This is a genomic window from Bacillus sp. EE-W1 (genome assembly GCF_009760835.1).
In the GTDB taxonomy this organism is placed as follows: domain Bacteria; phylum Bacillota; class Bacilli; order Bacillales; family Bacillaceae_G; genus Bacillus_A; species Bacillus_A wiedmannii.
Window position 1 is genome coordinate 314,836 of record NZ_WIPE01000056.1, and the last position, 20,339, is coordinate 335,174.

11 protein-coding genes and 1 pseudogene are annotated in these 20,339 nt (G+C 36.4%); 10 read left to right on the forward strand and 2 right to left on the reverse strand.

What is annotated here, in order from left to right:
- Positions 1–8: 8 nt before the first annotated feature.
- The 8 genes and pseudogenes from gnpA to GFJ36_RS09245 all read left to right on the forward strand — a co-directional run bounded on the left by gnpA (position 9) and on the right by GFJ36_RS09245 (position 12,531).
- Positions 9–2,179: pseudogene (gene gnpA / locus GFJ36_RS09215) on the forward strand (1,3-beta-galactosyl-N-acetylhexosamine phosphorylase).
- The gene (locus GFJ36_RS29055; RefSeq protein WP_170956859.1) at positions 2,169–2,336 is read left to right on the forward strand and encodes a DUF6903 family protein; all 168 of its coding nucleotides are present in this window, start codon (positions 2,169–2,171) and stop codon (positions 2,334–2,336) included. The pseudogene gnpA and the gene GFJ36_RS29055 overlap by 11 nt, the downstream one beginning before the upstream one ends.
- 108 nt (positions 2,337–2,444) lie before the next feature.
- Positions 2,445–3,341, forward strand: a complete 897-nt coding sequence (locus GFJ36_RS09220) for an ROK family protein (RefSeq protein ID WP_098146041.1) — start codon at positions 2,445–2,447, stop codon at positions 3,339–3,341.
- Positions 3,342–3,405: 64 nt separating this feature from the next.
- Positions 3,406–4,572 carry an SIS domain-containing protein gene (locus GFJ36_RS09225; RefSeq protein ID WP_098088390.1) on the forward strand — a complete coding sequence of 389 codons (1,167 nt, stop codon included), beginning with the start codon at positions 3,406–3,408 and terminating at the stop codon, positions 4,570–4,572.
- A 20-nt stretch (positions 4,573–4,592) separates the two neighbouring features.
- Positions 4,593–5,741 (forward strand): N-acetylglucosamine-6-phosphate deacetylase, encoded by a 1,149-nt coding sequence (gene nagA / locus GFJ36_RS09230; protein ID WP_137035344.1) that lies wholly within the window; start codon positions 4,593–4,595, stop codon positions 5,739–5,741.
- A 26-nt stretch (positions 5,742–5,767) separates the two neighbouring features.
- Positions 5,768–6,703 carry a tagatose-6-phosphate kinase gene (gene lacC / locus GFJ36_RS09235; protein WP_098146037.1) on the forward strand — a complete coding sequence of 312 codons (936 nt, stop codon included), beginning with the start codon at positions 5,768–5,770 and terminating at the stop codon, positions 6,701–6,703.
- A gap of 15 nt (positions 6,704–6,718) precedes the next feature.
- Positions 6,719–7,726, forward strand: coding sequence for a tagatose-bisphosphate aldolase (lacD, locus tag GFJ36_RS09240; RefSeq protein WP_098088384.1), 1,008 nt, complete (start codon positions 6,719–6,721; stop codon positions 7,724–7,726).
- 428 nt (positions 7,727–8,154) lie between these two features.
- Positions 8,155–12,531 carry an endo-alpha-N-acetylgalactosaminidase family protein gene (locus tag GFJ36_RS09245; RefSeq protein ID WP_157349531.1) on the forward strand — a complete coding sequence of 1,459 codons (4,377 nt, stop codon included), beginning with the start codon at positions 8,155–8,157 and terminating at the stop codon, positions 12,529–12,531.
- A 402-nt stretch (positions 12,532–12,933) separates the two neighbouring features.
- On the opposite strand, the gene GFJ36_RS09250 is transcribed toward GFJ36_RS09245, so the two are convergent.
- Entirely contained in the window at positions 12,934–16,434 is a 3,501-nt protein-coding gene (locus GFJ36_RS09250; protein WP_157349532.1) for an endo-alpha-N-acetylgalactosaminidase family protein, read from the reverse strand.
- A 755-nt stretch (positions 16,435–17,189) separates the two neighbouring features.
- Between GFJ36_RS09250 and galT the strand changes: the two genes are divergently transcribed.
- A complete protein-coding gene (gene galT / locus GFJ36_RS09255) occupies positions 17,190–18,680 on the forward strand; it encodes a UDP-glucose--hexose-1-phosphate uridylyltransferase (protein WP_087982804.1) in 1,491 nt (496 codons plus the stop codon).
- A gap of 303 nt (positions 18,681–18,983) precedes the next feature.
- Here the strand turns inward: galT and GFJ36_RS09260 are convergent, their stop codons facing one another.
- Positions 18,984–19,292, reverse strand: coding sequence for an ArsR/SmtB family transcription factor (locus GFJ36_RS09260; RefSeq protein WP_001259913.1), 309 nt, complete (start codon positions 19,290–19,292; stop codon positions 18,984–18,986).
- A 109-nt stretch (positions 19,293–19,401) separates the two neighbouring features.
- Between GFJ36_RS09260 and GFJ36_RS09265 the strand changes: the two genes are divergently transcribed.
- The gene (locus GFJ36_RS09265; RefSeq protein ID WP_087982802.1) at positions 19,402–20,337 is read left to right on the forward strand and encodes an aldo/keto reductase; all 936 of its coding nucleotides are present in this window, start codon (positions 19,402–19,404) and stop codon (positions 20,335–20,337) included.
- Positions 20,338–20,339: the final 2 nt, after the last annotated feature.

Genomic DNA, 20,339 nt, shown 5'->3' on the forward strand with positions numbered 1-20,339 from the left:
GGATTTACATGAAAAAGAAAAAAGGCCGTGTTACTTTACCGAGTGAAGAAAATTTTCTTAAGGAAACAAAAGAATTGATAGAACGATGGGGCGCGGATGCGATTCGTGATAGCGATGGGACGAAACTAGACGATGATATTAAACAATTGGATGCGAAAATTTATACGACCTATTTTGTTGCTCGAGCGCACAATGAGTTTGCAGAGAAGCACATGGATGAATGCCAGCAACTTTATTTAATGAGCTTATTCAATACTGCCCTTACTGACACCCTTGAAATTGAGTTTATGAAAGGTTATTTTGAGGAACAATTAAAGCCGGATTACGTTCACAGTCCTAAAAAATACTGGGAGGTTATTGACCGGACAACAGGAGAAGTTGTTGATGTGAATGATTGGGAAGTAAATGAAGAGCAAAACCGTGTCTTGATTACGAATGCGATTCCTTGGCATGAATATACGTTTCATTCCTAGTTTATGCGATTTGGGATCCAACACAAATGTACAATCATATTACTAATAATTGGGGCGATAAGCCACATGATATTCCTTTTGATGTTAGGCAGCCACATTCCAATGAATTTATGAAAAACTATTTAAAACAATGGCTGACAGAAAATCCAGATACAGATGTGGTCAGGTTTACAACGTTTTTCTATCATTTTACCCTTGTATTCAATAACCTTGGCAAAGAGAAATTTGTCGATTGGTTCGGATATGGTGCTAGTGTTTCAGTTGCTGCTTTGGATGCTTTTCAAAAAGAAAAGGGTTATCGATTAAGACCAGAGGACATTGTTGATCAAGGTTATTATAATACTTCGTTTCGAATTCCAACTACCGCATTTTTAGATTATATAGATTTTGTTCACAAGTTCGTTGCTGAAGAAGCAAAGAAACTTGTGGATATTGTCCATGAAAGTGAAAAAGAAGCAATGATGTTCCTTGGTGATAACTGGATTGGTACAGAACCATATGGGAAATACTTTGAAAATATCGGATTGGACGCAGTTGTAGGCAGTGTGGGCGGCGGAGCCACACTACGTATGATTGCAGATATACCACATGTTCGTTACACAGAAGGGCGTTTCTTACCTTATTTCTTCCCAGACACGTTTTACGAAGGTAACAACCCGACGATTGAAGCGAATGAAAACTGGTTAACGGCACGCAGAGCGTTACTACGGAATCCCGTTGATCGTATCGGCTATGGCGGTTATTTAAGTTTAGCTTATCAATTCCCGGAATTTATCGCCTACATTGAAAAAGTTACTGAGGAATTTCGTGAAATTCATGACACGATTAAAGGTGTTCAACCATACAGCGGTCTTAAAGTTGCAATTTTGAATTCTTGGGGCAAGTTGAGAACTTGGCAAACACATATGGTTGCTCATGCTCTATGGTATAAACAAATTTATTCTTATCTAGGTGTGTTGGAATCCTTGAGTGGGGCTGCTGTGGGAGTTTCGTTCATTAGTTTTGATGATGTCATTAACGAGGGGATACCTGAGGATATTGACGTTATCATTAATGCCGGCGATGTAGGCACGGCTTTTTCAGGAGGGGCTAATTGGATTAATGAAAAGTTAGTCACTACAATCAGGGCCTGGATGTATAACGGCGGAGGTTTCATAGGTATTGGCGAACCGACAGCCTATCAGCATGAAGGACATTATTTTCAATTGGCGAACGTCTTAGGTGTTGACAAAGAATTAGGATTTAGCTTATCCACAGATAAATATTTTATTAATCCTGTCGAAAATCATTTTATTTCTGCTGACAGCACCAAATTTGATTTTGGTGAAGGAATGAAAAATATTTATGCGTTATCAGATAAAACCGAAATAATTGAATATTCAAATGGCGAAGTCCATCTTTCTAGTCATCCGTTTGGAGAAGGTAGAGCTGTGTATATAGCAGGGCTGCCATATAGCGAAGAAAATACACGTCTACTGATGCGCGCGTTATACTATGCTGCCAATAAAGAAGGGGAATTTCAAAAATATCATGCGAGCAACATTTATTGTGAAGTCCATGCATATCCATCCATTCAAAAAATGGCGATTGTTAACAATTCAATGATCGAACAAAAGACAGTTGTATACGATGGACAAGGAAACAGAAAAGAAGTGACATTGGCACCTAGTGAAATCAGATGGGAGGATTTTTCGAATGAAGACTAATATTTTATTCATTATTAAAATTGTTGTGTTTATCGTATGCCTGTCTTTAATTATCATCTACCAAAAGACAGCTGGTAAATTCGAATTAGGTATGATGTTGATTGGATTAGCTGGTCTCTTAGGGCTACTTTATGACTACAATCGGAAATACGTATAAATCAACCAGGACAAGTGAATCGATCAAGGAATCGCACATATATGTTCAACGATAACAATTATAGAAAATTACTAAATACTTCAAATATAAACCTAGGGGTGCGGACAAATGAAAAAGGCAGTCGGCATTGATATTGGGGGAACGAAGATTGCAGCGGGAGTCATTTCGGATACAGGCGAACTGCTTGAACGTTCGGAAATAAAAAGTGATCCTTCAGACCAGGAAAAAATGTTTGGTAGAGTTGTAGAAGCTGTGGAACAAGTTCTCAGAAAATCATCGATTTCCAACGCTGATATTGAGGGTATTGGCGTTGGGATACCAGGAAAAGTGGATTTCGAGAAGGGAATTGCCGTTTTTCAAAACAATTTACCTTGGAGGCAGTTTCCTATTTCAGTCCGTTTGCAAGAGCAATTTGGTATTCAGCGGGTCACGATTGACAATGATGTCTATATGGCTGCTTATGCCGAATGGAGAGCAGCACATGTAAAAGAGGATGAAACCTTTGTCTACGTGACTATAAGTACGGGAATATCTTGTTCTATCATTCATAAAGGCTCATTTTTTAGGGGGGCAGGATTTGCTGGAGAACTGGGTTTGATTCCTGTCCTCACGAGAGGGGGCAATGAACGATTAGAAAAAATTGCTGCTGGGCCAGGGATTCAGAGAATAGCAGAAAGGGATTTACAGGTAGATACGATTTCAACAAAGGATGTTTTTGATCGTTATATAAATGGGGTACCAGAATATCAGTCCATCATCAATGAGGTAACTGATTATGTAGCTCAAGGTATTTATACGATTTCCTCCTTATTAGATCCACACAAAATGGTTTTTGGTGGCAGTGTCATTGTGAAAAATCCATTTCTACTGGAGTTGATTAAAGCGAAGCTGAAAATGTATCAGCTTCCTGAGCAACAACATCTTTTGGAGCAGATGAGTATCAGTACATTGGCGCAAAATAATGGAGTTACTGGTGCAGGCTTACGAGTATTTGAAGGTATGTAATGAGGCGGCGCCGGTCTTCTTTTATGGAGAGAATGATGGCAAATAGGTAGAGGAGTGGACGAATATGTTTACATTAAGTCAAGACAAATTAGTTTCGTTAGGTGCATCGATAACAACAGCGGAAATAAGACGGCAGCCTGATTTATGGGCTGAAACCTTTGCTCTGTATATGAAGAAAAGCGAGGGAATTGAAGAGTTTTTGCAAAAAATTGTAACGAAACACAACCGGGTTCGAGTTATTTTTACAGGCGCTGGAACGTCTGCCTATGTCGGTGATACAGTCACTCCTTATTTAATAGAAAAAGTCGATGAACAACAGTGGGAAGTACTAAGCATTCCGACAACTACGTTAGTTTCAAATCCTTACCAATTTTTCAAAAAGGATTTTCCGACTTTACTCGTTTCATTTGCTAGAAGCGGAAACAGTCCGGAAAGTGTTGCTGCTGTACAATTAGCTGAGCAAATAGTAACGGATTTGTATCAAATGACGATTACTTGTGCGAAAAACGGTAAATTAGCCAAACGGGCCGTGAATAATGAAAAAAATTTATTGCTATTGATGCCTGAAAAATCAAATGATCAAGGATTTGCAATGACAGGGAGTTATACTTGCATGGCGTTAACGGCATTACTCGTTTTTGATTCTATATCAACAGAAGAAAAATCGAAGATAGTGAAAAAAATCCATCAAATGGGTGAAAGTGTCATTCAAAGAGAAGACATTATCCAAAAGATAGTAGATTTTGATTTTGACCGAATTATTTACTTAGGTTCTGGTAGTTTAGAAGGTTTAGCAAAAGAATCGCAATTAAAAATATTAGAACTGACAGCTGGGAAAATTGTAACCGCATTTGATTCACCGCTTGGCTTCCGACACGGTCCAAAATCATTTCTAAACGAAAAATCATTGGTTTTTGTGTTTGTTTCTAACCATCCGTATACACGTCAATATGATTTAGATATGTTAAAAGAAATGCAGCAGGACAACATTGCCAGTTATATTTGTGCCATCGAGGTTGATGGAGAAACTAATTATACTGGCAATAGGTTTGTATTCAGCAGAGAGGCTCAGTCTATACCAGATGCTTACTTAGCGTTACCTTTTGTCATCATCGGGCAAACAGTCTCTCTGTTAGCTTCAGTAAAAGTAGGCAATACACCGGATACCCCTTCACCGACAGGAACAGTGAACCGAGTCGTTAAAGGTGTTACTATCTACGAATATGAGTAACTAGGATTGGGGAAATATACATGACTATTTTTATTTTTGCAGATAAGTTTTTTCTTGAAGAGATGGTCATAGGGCCTGGATTTTTAGAAGTAAAAGACGGAAAATTCGGTGTTTTCTTAGAGGATAGGCCGAAGGAAACGGCAAAAATTATTGAGTATAGAGGACATTGGATCGCTCCTGGCCTAGTAGATACACATATTCATGGATTTAGAAATCACGACATTATGGACAATAGTTTTGAAGGATTGAACCAAATTTCGATAGGACTCCTGTCATGCGGCGTTACATCTTTTTTACCGACAACTTTAACATCCTCAAAGGAATCGTTAAATAACGTCGTTGAAATGATTGGTGCCAATTACAAGAGAGTACAAGGTGCAAAAATTAAAGGTATCTTTTTAGAAGGACCATTTTTTACTGAAAAGCATAAAGGAGCACAGAACACGAAATATTTTTGTGACCCATCAGTTGAAATGTTGAAAGTTTGGCAGGAATTATCAAATAATGCTATTAAAAAAATTGCGATTGCACCTGAAAGGAAAGGGGCGGCGGAATGTATTGAATATGCTGTAGGAGAAGGGATTGCAGTGGCGTTGGCTCACAGTGACGCAACTTATGAAGAAGCAAAGCAAGCGGTTGAAAAAGGAGCTTCCATTTTTATTCATACTTTCAATGGAATGAGTCCATTGCATCATCGTGAGCCGGGGATGGTCGGAGCGGCCATGAATCTAAAAGATGTTTTTGCCGAAATCATATGTGATGGACATCATGTACATCCCGTTGCCTCAAATATTTTAATGAATATCCGCGGTAGAGAAAAGGTTGTTATGGTGTCTGATTGTATGATGGCTGGAGGTATGCCTGAAGGAATGTATCAGCTGGGAGAATTTCCTGTGAAAGTAAAAGATGGGATGGCTCGTTTGAAAAACGGAAGTTTAGCAGGGAGCATTTTGCAATTAAAAGATGCTGTCAAAAATGTCGTCGATTGGGGAATTGCCACACCTGAGGAAGCAATTTACATGGCGAGCACGGCACCAGCTAAAAGTATGCAGCTTGATGGCGAATGCGGGAAGATTGCTGAGGGATATGATGCTGACTTTATTGTGATGACACCGGAGATGGATGTAACTGCTACCTATCTTGACGGTGTATGCCGTTTTCAAGCTTAAACAAATTTCTGAAAGAGGGATTACCAATGATACTATCTGTCACCATGAATCCATCGGTCGACATTTCCTATCCGATTCATGAATTAAAGTTAGATGCTGTTAACCGTGTGGAAGCCGTTCATAAAACTGCTGGTGGAAAAGGCTTGAATGTTGCGCGAGTAATTACTCAAATGGAAGAAGTTGTCCTAGCGACAGGTGTGCTTGGTGGTACGATTGGGGAATACATTAGTCAAGAATTAAATAAAGTCAATATTCCAAATGACTTTTTGAAAATCAAAAAAGAATCAAGAAATTGTATCGCCATTCTTCATGAAGGGATGCAAACAGAGATTTTAGAATCGGGGCCAACATTATCTAAAGAAGAAGGGGTTGAATTTTTAGATAAATTTGAATTTTTACTTACAACAGCTTCACTTGTGACAATTTCGGGCAGTTTACCGAAAGGATTACCGACTAACTACTATTATCAAATGTTAGAAATCTGTCATGAAAATGGAATTCCAGTAATTATGGATTCGTCAGGGGAATCTTTGAAACAAGCGATGCTTCATAAAGAAAAACCATTCGCCATCAAACCGAATAAAGCGGAATTATCACAGCTGTTGGGCATTGACATGGAGGCGGGAATCATAGAACTAAAGCAAGCATTAAACAATGAATTATTTACTGGAATTGAGTGGATTATCGTATCGATGGGTAGTGAAGGTGCATTTGTTAAACATAGCAAGGACTATTATAGAGTTATGGTCCCAAAAATAGAAGTGGTCAATCCTGTAGGGGCTGGTGATGCAACAGTTGCAGGATTAGCTGTGGCACTATATCAACATCAAACGGTCGAGACTGTTCTTAAAACGGCGATGACTACAGGAATGTTAAATACGATGGAAGCTGAAACTGGTTATATTAATGTGAATAAGTTTAAACAATATTTTGATCTCGTTAAAGTTGAACAAATAGATTGATAGAGGAGAATGTTGATGTTAGAACTAACCAAAAATAAATTGGAAGCTCTAAAACGTTTATCTGCAGAAAATGGAATAATTGGTGCATTGGCTATTGACCAGCGTGGATCATTGAAAAAAATGATTGCGTCTGGCGGTGTGAGTCAAGTTGGAGATGAGGGCATTACCCGTTTTAAAGAAGTAGTTTCTGAGGAATTAACACCATTTACAACAGCGATTCTTTTGGACCCGGAATACGGTTTGCCAGCGGCTAAAGTCCGAGATAAAGAATCAGGCTTAATCGTAGCGTATGAAAAAACTGGATACGATGCGTCAGAAGTAGGACGGCTACCAGATTTATTACCAGAATGGTCAGTGAAACGATTAAAGGATGCAGGTGCCGATGCAATTAAATTCTTACTCTACTATGATATCGATGAAGATGAAAAAATTAATAACTATAAACATGTTTATATGGAACGTATCGGATCTGAATGTGCAGCTGAAGACATACCATTTTTCTTAGAGATTGTTACTTATGATGCTGAAAGTGATAATGTGAAAAATAAAGCATACGCAAAAATAAAACCTTATAAAGTGATTGAGTCCATGAAGGAGTTCTCAAAGCCGCAATATAAAGTAGATGTATTAAAAGTAGAAGTTCCAGTAGATATGAACTATGTGGAAGGATATACAGAAGGTGAATTTGTTTACAGTAAAGAAAAAGCAGCTTCTTATTTCAAAGAACAAAGTGAAGCAACGAAGCTTCCATTTATTTTCCTTAGTGCAGGAGTAAGCGCAAAATTATTTCAAGAAACATTAAAATTTGCTAAAGAATCCGGTTCTACCTTTAATGGAGTATTATGTGGTCGGGCAACTTGGAAAGACGGTGTCATGCCGTTTGCTATAGGCGGTGAACAAGCAGGTCGTCATTGGTTAAAAGATATTGGTAAAAGGAATATTGAAGAATTGAATCTCGTGTTGAAAGAGACGGCTAATTCATGGTTTGCTAAAGTGAAAGTAACAGCTGAGCTGCAAAGTTAGTACAATATCTTTTCTTCCATGTTTAAATGGAATGAAGAAAAATGAGTAGACATTCGTCTGCTCATTTTTTAGTTGCGTCCAGTATGGCCACAAATGCTAGGATGAAAGCGCAGAACAGTTAAGTGAGTTGTGATCATGACTAAAAAAGGGAGAGCAACCTTTACATGTGAATAAACCAAAGATTTTTAATTATCGTATGAAATTTAATAAAAACACCCTTGAAAAGGTGATAATATCCTTATTTTGTAAGTTTTTTTAAAAGACAATATAACTAAAAAAAGAAACAATATCTTTATTGAGTGGGCGCTTGAAAAAAACTATTCTAAACATAAGTGAAAGCGGTACCTTTCAGGTTTTGGTATATTTTTAAAAATGAATGTGCAGGTATTGTTTTTAACTAAAACTTAAATTTCAAAGGGGGAGAAGAATTGGAGAGTAAGCATTTCAAGAGAGCTTTTAATACCCTTCTTGCACTTGTGCTAATTGTACCGACATTTTTAGTTAGCATGATGGTGCCATTACATGTAGGAGCAAATGTGTCTAATCCATGGTTCACAATTTCATCTGGAGGAAACGAAATTAATGCATTAATAGAACAAAATGGGAAGTCCTATGCAAGGCTTGGAGCAGGTGCTGGAAATGATAACGGGGCTAAAGCTGCAATTTTTCAAGAGCAAAATAAAGTCGCTAAAGAAGCAGGAACGATGGCGTATACCTTTACTCCAGAAACCAAGGGAGAAGATACTAGATTTGGTTTCTATCCTCATTATATTGACAATAATAACTTCGTTTTTGTAGGCTACGACTCACTTGGATGGTTCTATGAATACAAATATCAAGGAAAAGGTGATTGGTTAAAAACGAGACCAAATGTTTCACTTCCAGAGGCTGGGACCTCACATTCCATAAAAATCGATTATAACGGAACCACTATGAATATTACATTAGATGGAAAAGATTTATTTGGACCGGTTACGTTGCCTAATGATGTAAAGAACCTCCTTACAGGTAAGGAAGCAGTTAAACTTGGTGCTTTTGGAGATAAAAAAAGTCAAGTCCACATTGAATTAGGAGATGCACCTGAGGATGGGGGCACGAATCCAGGAGATGAAAAACTTGTCGACATTACGGATAATAAACTAGAAGAAGGCGACTTAAAAATTATCTCTGGCGACGGAAAAGTTACCTATAATGAAGATGGTTCAGCAACTTTTGGTGTTACATCTACCCAAAAAAATCGAATTGTCTACAACCAAATGAAAGGAATTAAAAATGGTGTTTTTGAAGCGGATGTTACTACTAATACTGATAAGATGAATCGCTTTGGATTCATTTATCGTGTTCAAAATGCATCTGCATACACATATGTAGGAACAGGGGATACGAACGATCAGTATTTTGGTGAAACATTTGGACCTATAAACAATTGGACGTCGATGACTTCAAACGTGCCGTTAAAAGCAAAACAAACATATCATTTACGTTTAGTATTTATGGACGATGTTGCGACGTTATACATTGATGATAAAAAGGTAGACTCTTGGACTTTAACTGGTGGTGTAGATCAAGCGGGGGGACTAGGGTTTGAAAAAAGCCGAGGTGCTGCTGATATTACGATTTCTAATATCAAAATCAAAGAATACAGTGCGCCAAAACCTCCAGATACTCCACCAGTAGAAGATGTATTAAAGTCAAAATATATGGATGTTACAATTGATCAAGTGTTCCCACGGGTTGTGAAATACAAAGTTGGCGATAAATTAATGAATGGGCAAGAATCACCTGTGTACGGATTGAAAGTAAATGGTTCCTTATACTATCCTAAAGTAAGCTTTGAAAAGTTAAGCGATAGTGAAGTGCTATATACATTAAAAGTTGTGGATGAAATGAAAAACCTTGATGCTGCATTTAAGGTATCTTTGAAAGTGAATGATAATAAAGTTATTTATAGTTTCGATGAAATTGAAAATAATGGTAGTGCAAAAATTGAAACAGTTGAGTTTGCTGATATGAACGTTATCTCAGTAAATTCGGAACAAAAAGGTGCGAAAGCTAAATTAACGAATATTAGTACTGACGTTAGGAAATCAGGTGATGTGGATGTAAGCGTAGATTCTTCTATGGGGGAAATAGGTACATCTACTAAAAATTATACAGCATTTTTGTCAACTGACGAATTGAGTGCAGGTGTATGGTCCAGTTCAGAAGTGGATGGTTATAAAAACTTAGTTGCGAATCGATATGTAAATAAAAATGGCGCAAAAGCAATGGGAATAGGTTCTAGTGCACTCTATTACCAAAGAGATATTATGCCAGAACCACAAAAAAATAAACCAACTATTAAAATAGCTATAGCTAAAGATTTGAATACTGATAATAAGACAGATTGGCAGGATGCGGCGATTGTATACCGTGATATTATGCAAGACATTAAAGGGTACCAAGATGTAAACAATAATGTTGGAATGCGTATTGCAATGAATTTCGGATCACAAGCACAACAACCATTCTTAAAAACAGCAGATAATATTAAAAAGGTTGCTCTTGCTACAGATGAATTGGGGCAAGCTGTTTTATTAAAAGGATATGCAAACGAAGGACATGACAGTGGTCATCCGGATTACGGTAATGTAGGTGAGCGTATGGGTGGCGTGAAAGATTTGGATACGCTTATTAAAGAGGGGCATAAGTATAATACCCAATTTGGTGTCCATATCAATGCGCAGGAAGTTTATCCTGAAGCGAAAGCTTTCAACAATGATTTTATTGATCGTCCAAATTCTTTAGGATGGGGATGGCTAGATCAATCTTATACAATTAATAAATTAAAAGATTTGTATACTGGAGCGCGTGCGAAAAGACTAGATGAATTGAAAGCTGCTGTTTCAGATCTTGACTTTATTTATTTAGATGTATGGTATCAAAATCAATGGGAATCAAATAGAATAGCAGATCAATTTAAAGATAGGGGCTGGAGACTAACAACGGAATTTGGTGGTTCTATGGCCAATTATTCAACGTGGCAACACTGGGCTACCGATAAAAACTACGGTGGACCGGAAAGCAAAGGTATCAACTCAGAAGTACTACGCTTTATTAGCAATCACCAAAGAGATTCTTGGGTGTTGAATTGGCCTGAAGTAGGAGGAACCGCTGATCATCCATTGCTTGGTGGATTTGAATTAGCTGGTTTCGAAGGGTGGCAATCTGATAAGAATTTTGATAATTTTATTCGCATGACATTTGATACGAATCTACCTACTAAATTCTTACAAAAATATTATGTAACGAATTGGACAGCTGTAGAAGGGGATAAAAGCAAGACAAACTTAGAAAAGGAAATAAAATTGAAAGACCCAAGTAATGGGGATGTTGTCGATGTAACTAGAAAAGACAATTCTAGGGAACGTGTGATTACACTGAATGGAAACGTTGTACTTGATGGACACACTTATTTAATTCCTTGGGTGAAACAAGACTTTAAAAATCCAACTTCTAATTCTGAAAAACTATATCATTGGAATTTGGAAGGTGGTACAACTACTTGGACACTTCCAGATGAATATAAAGATGCATCTAGTGTATATGTATACAAACTGACAGATCGTGGTAGAGCAGATATGAAAGAAGTCAAGGTCGTAAATAATAAGGTAACTTTGACAGCTAGTGCGGCAACACCTTATGTTGTTGTACCAAAAAGAGATAAAGGTTTGGAAATTCTTGATTATGATTGGAGCAAGGGTGCTCATATATATGACGCGGGATTTAATACAGGAAAAGTAAGTGCATATACAACTATTGAGGGGGATAACAAAGCTGTAAGCGCCGTCAGAACAAATCAAACTGGAAGCAACCGTAATGTAAGTAGTGGAGATTACTACTTGAATATTGATAGTCCATCGAAAGATACAACTGTTTCCCGTGTTCTTACTGGTTTGGAACCAGGTAAAGAATATGTAGCAGAGGTATATGTTGAAAACAATAGTGATGTAAAGGCCGGAATTACAGTAACAGGTGGGAAAGAAGACGTTAACAATTACACACTTCGAAGCCTGCAAAAGAACTATGTTAAGGCAGATTCACATGCCTCAAATGATGGATACAATAGCAAAATGCAAATCATGCAAGTGAGCTTTACAGCTGTAACGAATAAAGCTAAATTAACTCTCAGCCGTGATTCTGGAAAAGGAAACACAAAATTTGATGATATTCGGATCGTTCAAAAGTCCTTAAAAAATCATGTCTCACCGACGGAATTTAAACAAGATTTTGAAACGGTAGTACAAGGAATTTACCCATTCGTTATTGGTAACACAGAAGGGGTAGAAGACAACAGAATTCATTTGTCTGAATTGCATGCTCCATATACGCAAAAAGGATGGGCAGGCAAAAAATTAGTCGATGATGTATTAGGTGGGAATTGGTCCGTTAAAGTGAACACTGGAAACAAAGGTTTGCTGTACCGTACTATTCCTCAAAATTATCGTTTCGAACCTGGCGTAACTTATAAAGTATCATTTGACTATCAAACGACAGCAAATGCATTCCGCTTTATTTCAGGGGATCAAGAAATTGATGTTCGAGACATTGCGAGTGCAAAGGGATTGAGTGTGAATAACACTCTTACTGCATCTACTGATACAAAAACAGCAGAGTTTACTGTGACAGGTTCTGAGAACGGTCAAACTTATGTTGGGATTTTCAGTGATGGAACGAATTTAAACGGGGATACCGGAGCAGGTACGTTTATTTTAGATAATTTACGTATTGAAAAGGTGACTTCAGGGGGAGGGACAGAGAGGTAAAAATCTCTATTAAGTTAAAAGTAGTTTTATCGTTCGAGTAATATTGCGAATGAAAAGAGGGTGACCTAAAAGTAGCTGAGTAGCTATATGGGTTAACCTCTTTTTGATTTAAGTATGTCATCACAACTAAATGATGGAAAGAAAGGAACGATACTCTTATGTTTATCCTGCATTTAACGGGCAGTAAGACCCCCACCTCAAAATTCAGCTGAAGCAAAGAAGTTAGGTGGGAATCGGGCTGCCCGTAAAAGCCCGATTGGTTCAACTAATAATCAGTGGGGAATGAAGAAAACCCCCACTGATTAAAGTTTCACTTTATGGATTATAAAAAATAAGGTGTCTCCAAAAGATCATTTGTAATGACCTTTTGAGACAGCCTCTTTCAAATTATAACAACTGATTCTATTTATTTGAAACTACTTCAATAACTAGATTATCAAGCATAATATCTTTATAACCGTTAAAGTTAGCTTGTGAGCCTTTCACACCGTTAGTATTAGCTGCTTTATTAGTGGAATAAATCCCAAACCAGCTTTGCCCCGATCCATCTCCTGTTAAAGTAAAGGAATATGTGCCAGCTTTTGCATTCTTATCACTACTTGCGGTTGATTTTAATTCCTCCTTAGTTAATACTCCTTTTTCTTCAAATGGAGCATTACCTGTCACAACTGCATATGTTCCATCACTACCTACCTCATAATCAAAAGTAATTTTATACGTTACTCCTGGTTTAAATGTGAAGTTCTGAGGGATAGTTTGGTACACAAGAGCATCACCTTCCGTTAATCCATTCGTTTTAAGTGACCATTTACCTGCGATAACATCATTTACTATTTTTTGATTCCAACCTCTTTGCGTATACGGTGCATGTAATTCAGACAGGTGGGTTCTATTATCTTCTACGCCTTCAATATTACCAATTACAAACGGATAGATGCCTTGTACAACATTTTCAAAGTCTTGTACGAATTTATTATTGCTTACTTGGTTTTCAGCATTACTTTCCACGATGCGAATATCATCAAAGTAACTTGCACCATTTCCAGCATCTCTAGATAAATCAATTGTTACATCGGATGTTTTTTTACCAGTTTCAAAAAATACATACATGTTTTGGAAGTAACTTGTTCCATCCACAGTTGAAGTCATTTGACCATCAGCTTTTGCTTGCTCTGAGCCTAATGTATTATGTGCGTATGCTCTTACATAGTTTTTAGCGATAGATTTACCAGTACTATTCGTATACTGTTTGTTGTTAGAAGTAATTGTGATGCTTGCTTGTGCTTCACTTCGGTTGTCTATACCAACATATGCAGCATACTTTGTATTAGGTTTTAGGTCTGTTAATTTTTGGGTAACATTTACTTTCTTTTTATTGTTGGAGATTGTTAGCATATTATTATTACCTTCACTCTTCGTAATCTGAACTGCTTTTGAGTCTCCTTTGATTTTCCAATCTTTTAGGGAATTGCTGTTAAAGCCAGTATCTATAAGATGTATTCCTTGACTCCATTTAACATCTTTATTGGATTTTGGCCCTTTATAAATTACATATGCAGTAGATTTTTTTGCATCTAATGTGATTTTTCCATTTTCAATTTTAACATTTTTCATTTTCTCTTTACCTAATTCTGTTAACTCATACACTTTAACGGTACCTTGCCAACCAGTAGGGACAGTCCACGTTGTTTTTCCACCGTTTGTGTTCCAATGATATAATTTTTCATTATCTGCTGATAATTTTTTACCATTTTGATCCCAAGACCATGGGAATAAATACTTTTCGTCACCAGGTTTACCTTCAAATATTTGCTTGCCATTTAATGTCATAGTTCTCGTTCGATAGCCATCTTTATCATTCGCAAAATCATTTGATTTTCTTTCAATTGTAAGTGTATTTTCACTAGATTCGTCTTTTAATACTGTCTTCATACCTGGTACCCAGTTGTAAGTGTGTTGTTTATCATCTATCATTTCAACTGCTTTTCCATTTTCCCACTGTGTTACTTTATAATGTTGAATGAATTTGCTTGGAACATTCACCGCAAATAAGTTATCAATATACGCTTTGTAGTCACTTCTACCTTGCCAACCTTCAAAGTCTTTCATACTGTATCCACCTAATAATGGAGCATCTGCGTCGCCTCCATACTTAGGATAGTTACCAATCCATGCATCTTTTTGATGGTTTTTAATGAAACGAGTGATGGTACTATTGATACCTTTTAAGGTATACCCGCCGTAAGTCAAATCGGCTGCCCAGTGTTGGAATGTGGAATCGTACTCGTTCGCATATCCCCACTCACTGCCTAAGCGCCAACCTAAACTATTTATTTCTTTACTTAATTGACGGCTCGGCCATGTACTATTATCACCTGACTGTCCATTACCCCAAACGTCTACATAAATAAAATCTAATTCATTCTTCTTGCTACCAAGAGCATCATATAAATCTTTGAATCGTTGTGCTCGGCCATTTCTTAAATCATAATCAGCATTAATGTTTATTCCTTGATCGATCCAGTTCCAACCATACTTATAAGTTCCATCTGGATTTTTTAATAAACGATCTTCTTGGAAATATTTTGACTCTGGATACGTTTCACTTGCATTCACATGAACACCAAAAGTTGCCCCATATTCTTTACCCCTCGTTAGCAATGTTTTCATGTCCTTTGCACCGCCAATTCGGGTTCCAATGTCAGCATAATTTAAATGACCAGAATCATGCCCTTCACTACCATAACCTTTTAGTAGAATAGATTGCCCTAGTCCATCAGTATTTAGGTGAAATTTTTTCACTCCGTCTAAAGCCATTAAGAAAGGGTTTTGGGCTTGACTGCCAAAGTTCATGTTCACACGGTAACCAACTAGGTCTGGAACTTTTTCTGCTCCTAGAGGTTCGTTCATAATTTTCCTATAAGCAATTGCTCCGTCTTGCCAGTTTATTTTTTTATCATCATTAGCGTCAGCAGTAATGATAACCTTCACAGACGGCATTTCATCTACCTTATTAACTGTCCCGTCCTTTAGCTCTAGAGTGCCATCTTCTTTACGATGTTCTTCTGACTTTTGATACGTCCAGAATGTACTACTTAGACCAATTGTTTTTTTTCCTGCACTATTAGTCGTAGCATTTGCCGTAATTCTTTGAGCATCAGTCTTTGCAGCATAAGAATCTGGAGCCAATTTTTTTACTAAACTATTCTCCGTATTAGACCATATACTTGCACTTAATTCATCAGTAGAAAGAAAAGCATACATATATCCTTTTTGCTCTTCATCTTTCGTATTTAAATTTTCATCAACCTTTACTTGTCTGTCACCATTGATATGTGTATTTGTTGACATCTGTACACCGTCTAGCACTGCATCTTTTTGACTGTTATTTACAGAAATTAAATTATGATTTGGAATTTCAATAGTTTTTACAATTTTGTTGTCGACGATCTTTGTAATATTGAATTCTAATATATTCTCTTTAACAACGAACTCAGCAGTAATAACGGCAGAAATATTGTTATTAGTGTCTATTACCGTCATTTCATATACAACTTTATCTGATAAAACTTTTGCTTTGACTTTTGGTTTTACTGCTACGTCATTAATAAGGATTGTATCTAATGCCTCAGTCTGTCCGTAAAAAGTCTTTCCTGCATCATTTCCAGATTTTAAATCGTATTGAATGACTCTTGGAAAATTCACATCAACAAGAACGTTCATTTGATTAGATGAAATAACCGCATTTGGACTTTGAGAAATAATTTGATTTTCAGCTTGTATAGTATCCGTGCTGCTCTCAGCTTGGATTAGGTAACCATTTGTAAAACAAGTAGAACCTACGACACAACCCGATACAAGTGTTGCGATCGTCCTCCTGAATTTCTTTTTTGATTTTTTCATATGTACCCCCTCGTTTTCGATTTTGGCACTTTTGATATTGATGGTTCTTCACAGGTATAGATCACTTTTTGGCCTTTTAAACTTAATATTTTGATAGAATGTAAAGCTTGTATAGTAGTTGAGAATCTATTAAAACCAGAAGTAGTTTCTAGTATCTATCTGTACCCATAGATTACTTTTTGTGAAACGCTTACACAAGAGAGATATTGCTCTGTTTTTTAGAAATATTGTTTTTTGTAATGTTGAAAATAAGATAAATAAAAAATAATTGTGGCTTATAAAGATAGGATTATTTTATTTGAGAAGCTCATTAAAAATTAAACGGCGGCGATACTGGAGCAGATGCGTTTATTATTGAAAAGCTACCTTCAGGAGAGGGACACAGAGATACAGATTAGGGTTTAAGATAAAGGTAGTTTTATATTCTGTGTATTATTGTGTTTATTAAATCGTCAGAAATCGTTCTTCAAAAAATGTACCTTTTTATGTTTTTAGTGAGATGTTAAAAGTGAAAAGCAAGATGTATAAAAAATACGACAAGATGTTGATTGTAGAAGTGTTTTTACATACGTATAATGTAACAAAATAGCTTACTAAACGGGCGATTCAAGTATGCTAATAGTTTCTTCGGAAAAAGTAAAACGTAAATTAGAATGGTGGTTATCCTATACGTCTGTTCATAAAATGATAAAAGGTACATAGAACTTGCATCGTAACAACGTAAACCGCTATAAGGTTAGAGGAGGTATATACTGATGATATATCAAGCTATTCAGCAGTTAATTGATCGTGCTATTGAAGTTCAATTAATTGAAAAAGAAGATGAAATATATACAAGGAATCAAATCCTTTCCTTACTTCGTTTAGATGACTTTATAGTGGAAGCGTCAGCGCCCGCACCTGCAAAGAAAGCAATTTCAGAGTTATTGGAAGAGTTAATTGAATATGCTTGTATGCATAAAGTCATTGAGTCAGTAATGGACGAGAGGGAAATCTTAGCAAGTGCAATTATGGATGTTTTTATGTCCAAACCGTCTGTTATTAATTCTCTATTTTATAAAAAATACGAACAAAATCCGAAGGCTGCGACAAATTACTTCTATGAATTAAGTAAAAACAGCAACTATATACAAATGAAGCAAATTGCCAAAAATATAAATTATAAAGTAAATACGGAATATGGTGCCATTGATATAACAATTAATTTATCAAAACCGGAAAAAGACCCGAAACAAATTGCTAGAGAGAGAGTATTGGAAAGTACAAATTATCCAAAATGTTTACTTTGTATTGAGAATGAAGGATATAGAGGCAGAACTGGACATCCAGCACGATCGAATCATCGTATGATCCGGATGAATCTTACAGATGAAAGCTGGTTTCTACAGTATTCTCCGTATATATATTTCAATGAACATTGTATTGTATTGTCCTCAAAACACCGTGATATGAAAATTGACCGTCAAACATTTTTACGTTTGTTAAAATTTGTAGAAAAATTCCCGCATTATTTCCTTGGTTCTAATGCAGATTTGCCAATTGTAGGAGGGTCTATTCTAACACATGACCACTATCAAGGTGGAAACTATGAATTTGCTATGGCAAATGCATCAAACGACCTAATTTTTGAACTAACTAACTTTCCAGAAATGCAATGTTCTATTATTAAATGGCCTATGTCAGTTATTCGCTTAAGAAGTAAAGACATAGAACAAATAGTAAATGCAGGGGAGTACATATTAGATAGGTGGAAGGGATATAGTGATCCATCTGTTAATATATTTGCATTTGCGAATGATGTTCCACATAATACGATTACGCCGATTGCCCGTTACCGGAATGGTATGTATGAATTGGACCTTGTTTTGCGAAACAATCGTACAAGTGAAGAACATCCGCTAGGTATTTTCCACCCTCATGCGGAAATACAACATATTAAAAAGGAAAATATCGGTCTAATTGAAGTAATGGGGTTAGCTGTACTTCCGGCGCGTTTAAAAACAGAACTTCAGGAAGTGGAAAAATTCTTACTTAACATTCCAAGTGATATTCCAACGCTTCATATACGATGGGCAGAACAATTAAAAATCAAATATGACAATCGGATACATGAACAAAATGTACAGGAGATAGTAAGAGCAGAATTAGGACAGAAATTTATACAGGCGCTTGAAGATGCTGGCGTTTTTAAACGAGATGACGAAGGGATATCGGCGTTTAAACGTTTTATTCAGACCTTACATTAGGAATGGACTTAGTAGTGTTATTGATTACAAAATGACCTAATTATATGATAGGGGAGGTAATAAGATGGGGAAGTGTGAGCATAAGCAACTACAGGAATTGAAACAGATAGGTGGCCCTATATTAATGATGTGTATAAAATGTAATCAAATAATTAAAGTGTCCAAAGGATCCAGGACAAAAATAAAGTAAGAAAGAATGACACGCATATCTTCTTAGTGTGTGATGAACAAATTCCCGATTGATTCAAGTTGCTAAAAGAATAGCAAAAATAAAAAACATCTCATAAGAATATGAGATGTTTTTTAGTATGGTTCTGTTGCATGTAATACGACGTCTAATAAACCGGGGAACCTAGCATGCAAGTCATCTTCACGAATTGAAATGAAACGCTGTGTTCCTTCAAGGCGTGTATACATAACACCGGATTCACGTAAAACCTTGAAATGGTGAGATAAAGTTGATTTCGCAATGGGGATGTTTAACGCACCACAAGATTGTTCATGTTTTTCTAGTAGCATTGTTACAATTTGTAAACGAATTTGATCGCTAAGTGCGTATAAGACGGAAGAGAATTGAATTTCTTCTCGGTTTGGATGATAAAGAGTACGCATTTTTTTCACCTACTTGTATCAGTTAATATAGTTTGCACTATAACATATAAAGTGGTATATTTCTATTGTTCGAATATATTCGAACAATAGAAATATAGGGGGAGAAAAAATGAAGTATACAAAATTACAAAAGGCAGGACTACATATTTCAAAGTTGGGGTTAGGAACAAACGCTGTAGGGGGGCATAATTTATATGCTGATGTGAATGAGGAAGAAGGAAAACGATTAATAGAAGAAGCTATCCAGCAAGGGATTACATTTTTTGATACAGCAGATTCATACGGTTTCGGTAGATCAGAGGAATTGGTAGGAGAAGTATTGAAAAGAAAACGCCAAGAAGTTGTACTTGCTACAAAAGGTGGAATACAACCGTTATTAAATGGAGAGGTTTATATTAATAATGAACGAAGTTATTTAAGAAATGCTGTGGAAAATAGCTTAAGAAGATTACAAACTGATTATATTGATTTATATTATTTACATTTTACAAATCCAGAAATAAGTTACATAGATTCAATTGGTGAGCTTGCTCGTCTAAAAGAAGAGGGGAAAATTCGTTCAATAGGAATATCAAACATTAACGTAGAGCAATTAAAAGAAGCGAATCAGCACGAACAAATAGATATTGTACAATCACCGTATAATATGTTGGATCGTACTGCTGGAGAAGAACTTTTGCCGTATTGTATAGAATCAGGTATTTCATTTATACCATACGGGCCTCTTGCTTTTGGGATACTAGGTGGAAAATATACAGAAGATTTTAAATTAAACGAAGGCGATTGGCGTCAAAGTGTAAATCTATTTGAAGAAAATACATATAAGAGTAACTTTAAAAAAGTTGAGAAGTTAAAAGGTTTAGCTAAAGAAATGAATCTTGAAGTATCACATTTAGCTTTAGCATGGCTATTAAATAAAAAAGGAATTGATACTGTTATTCCTGGTGGGAAACGAGCGGAGCAAATAAGAGAAAGTGTAAGAGCTGTGGAAGTTTCATTGAATGAGAAGGTGATGAAAGAGATTGAAGCTATTTTAGAAGCTTAATT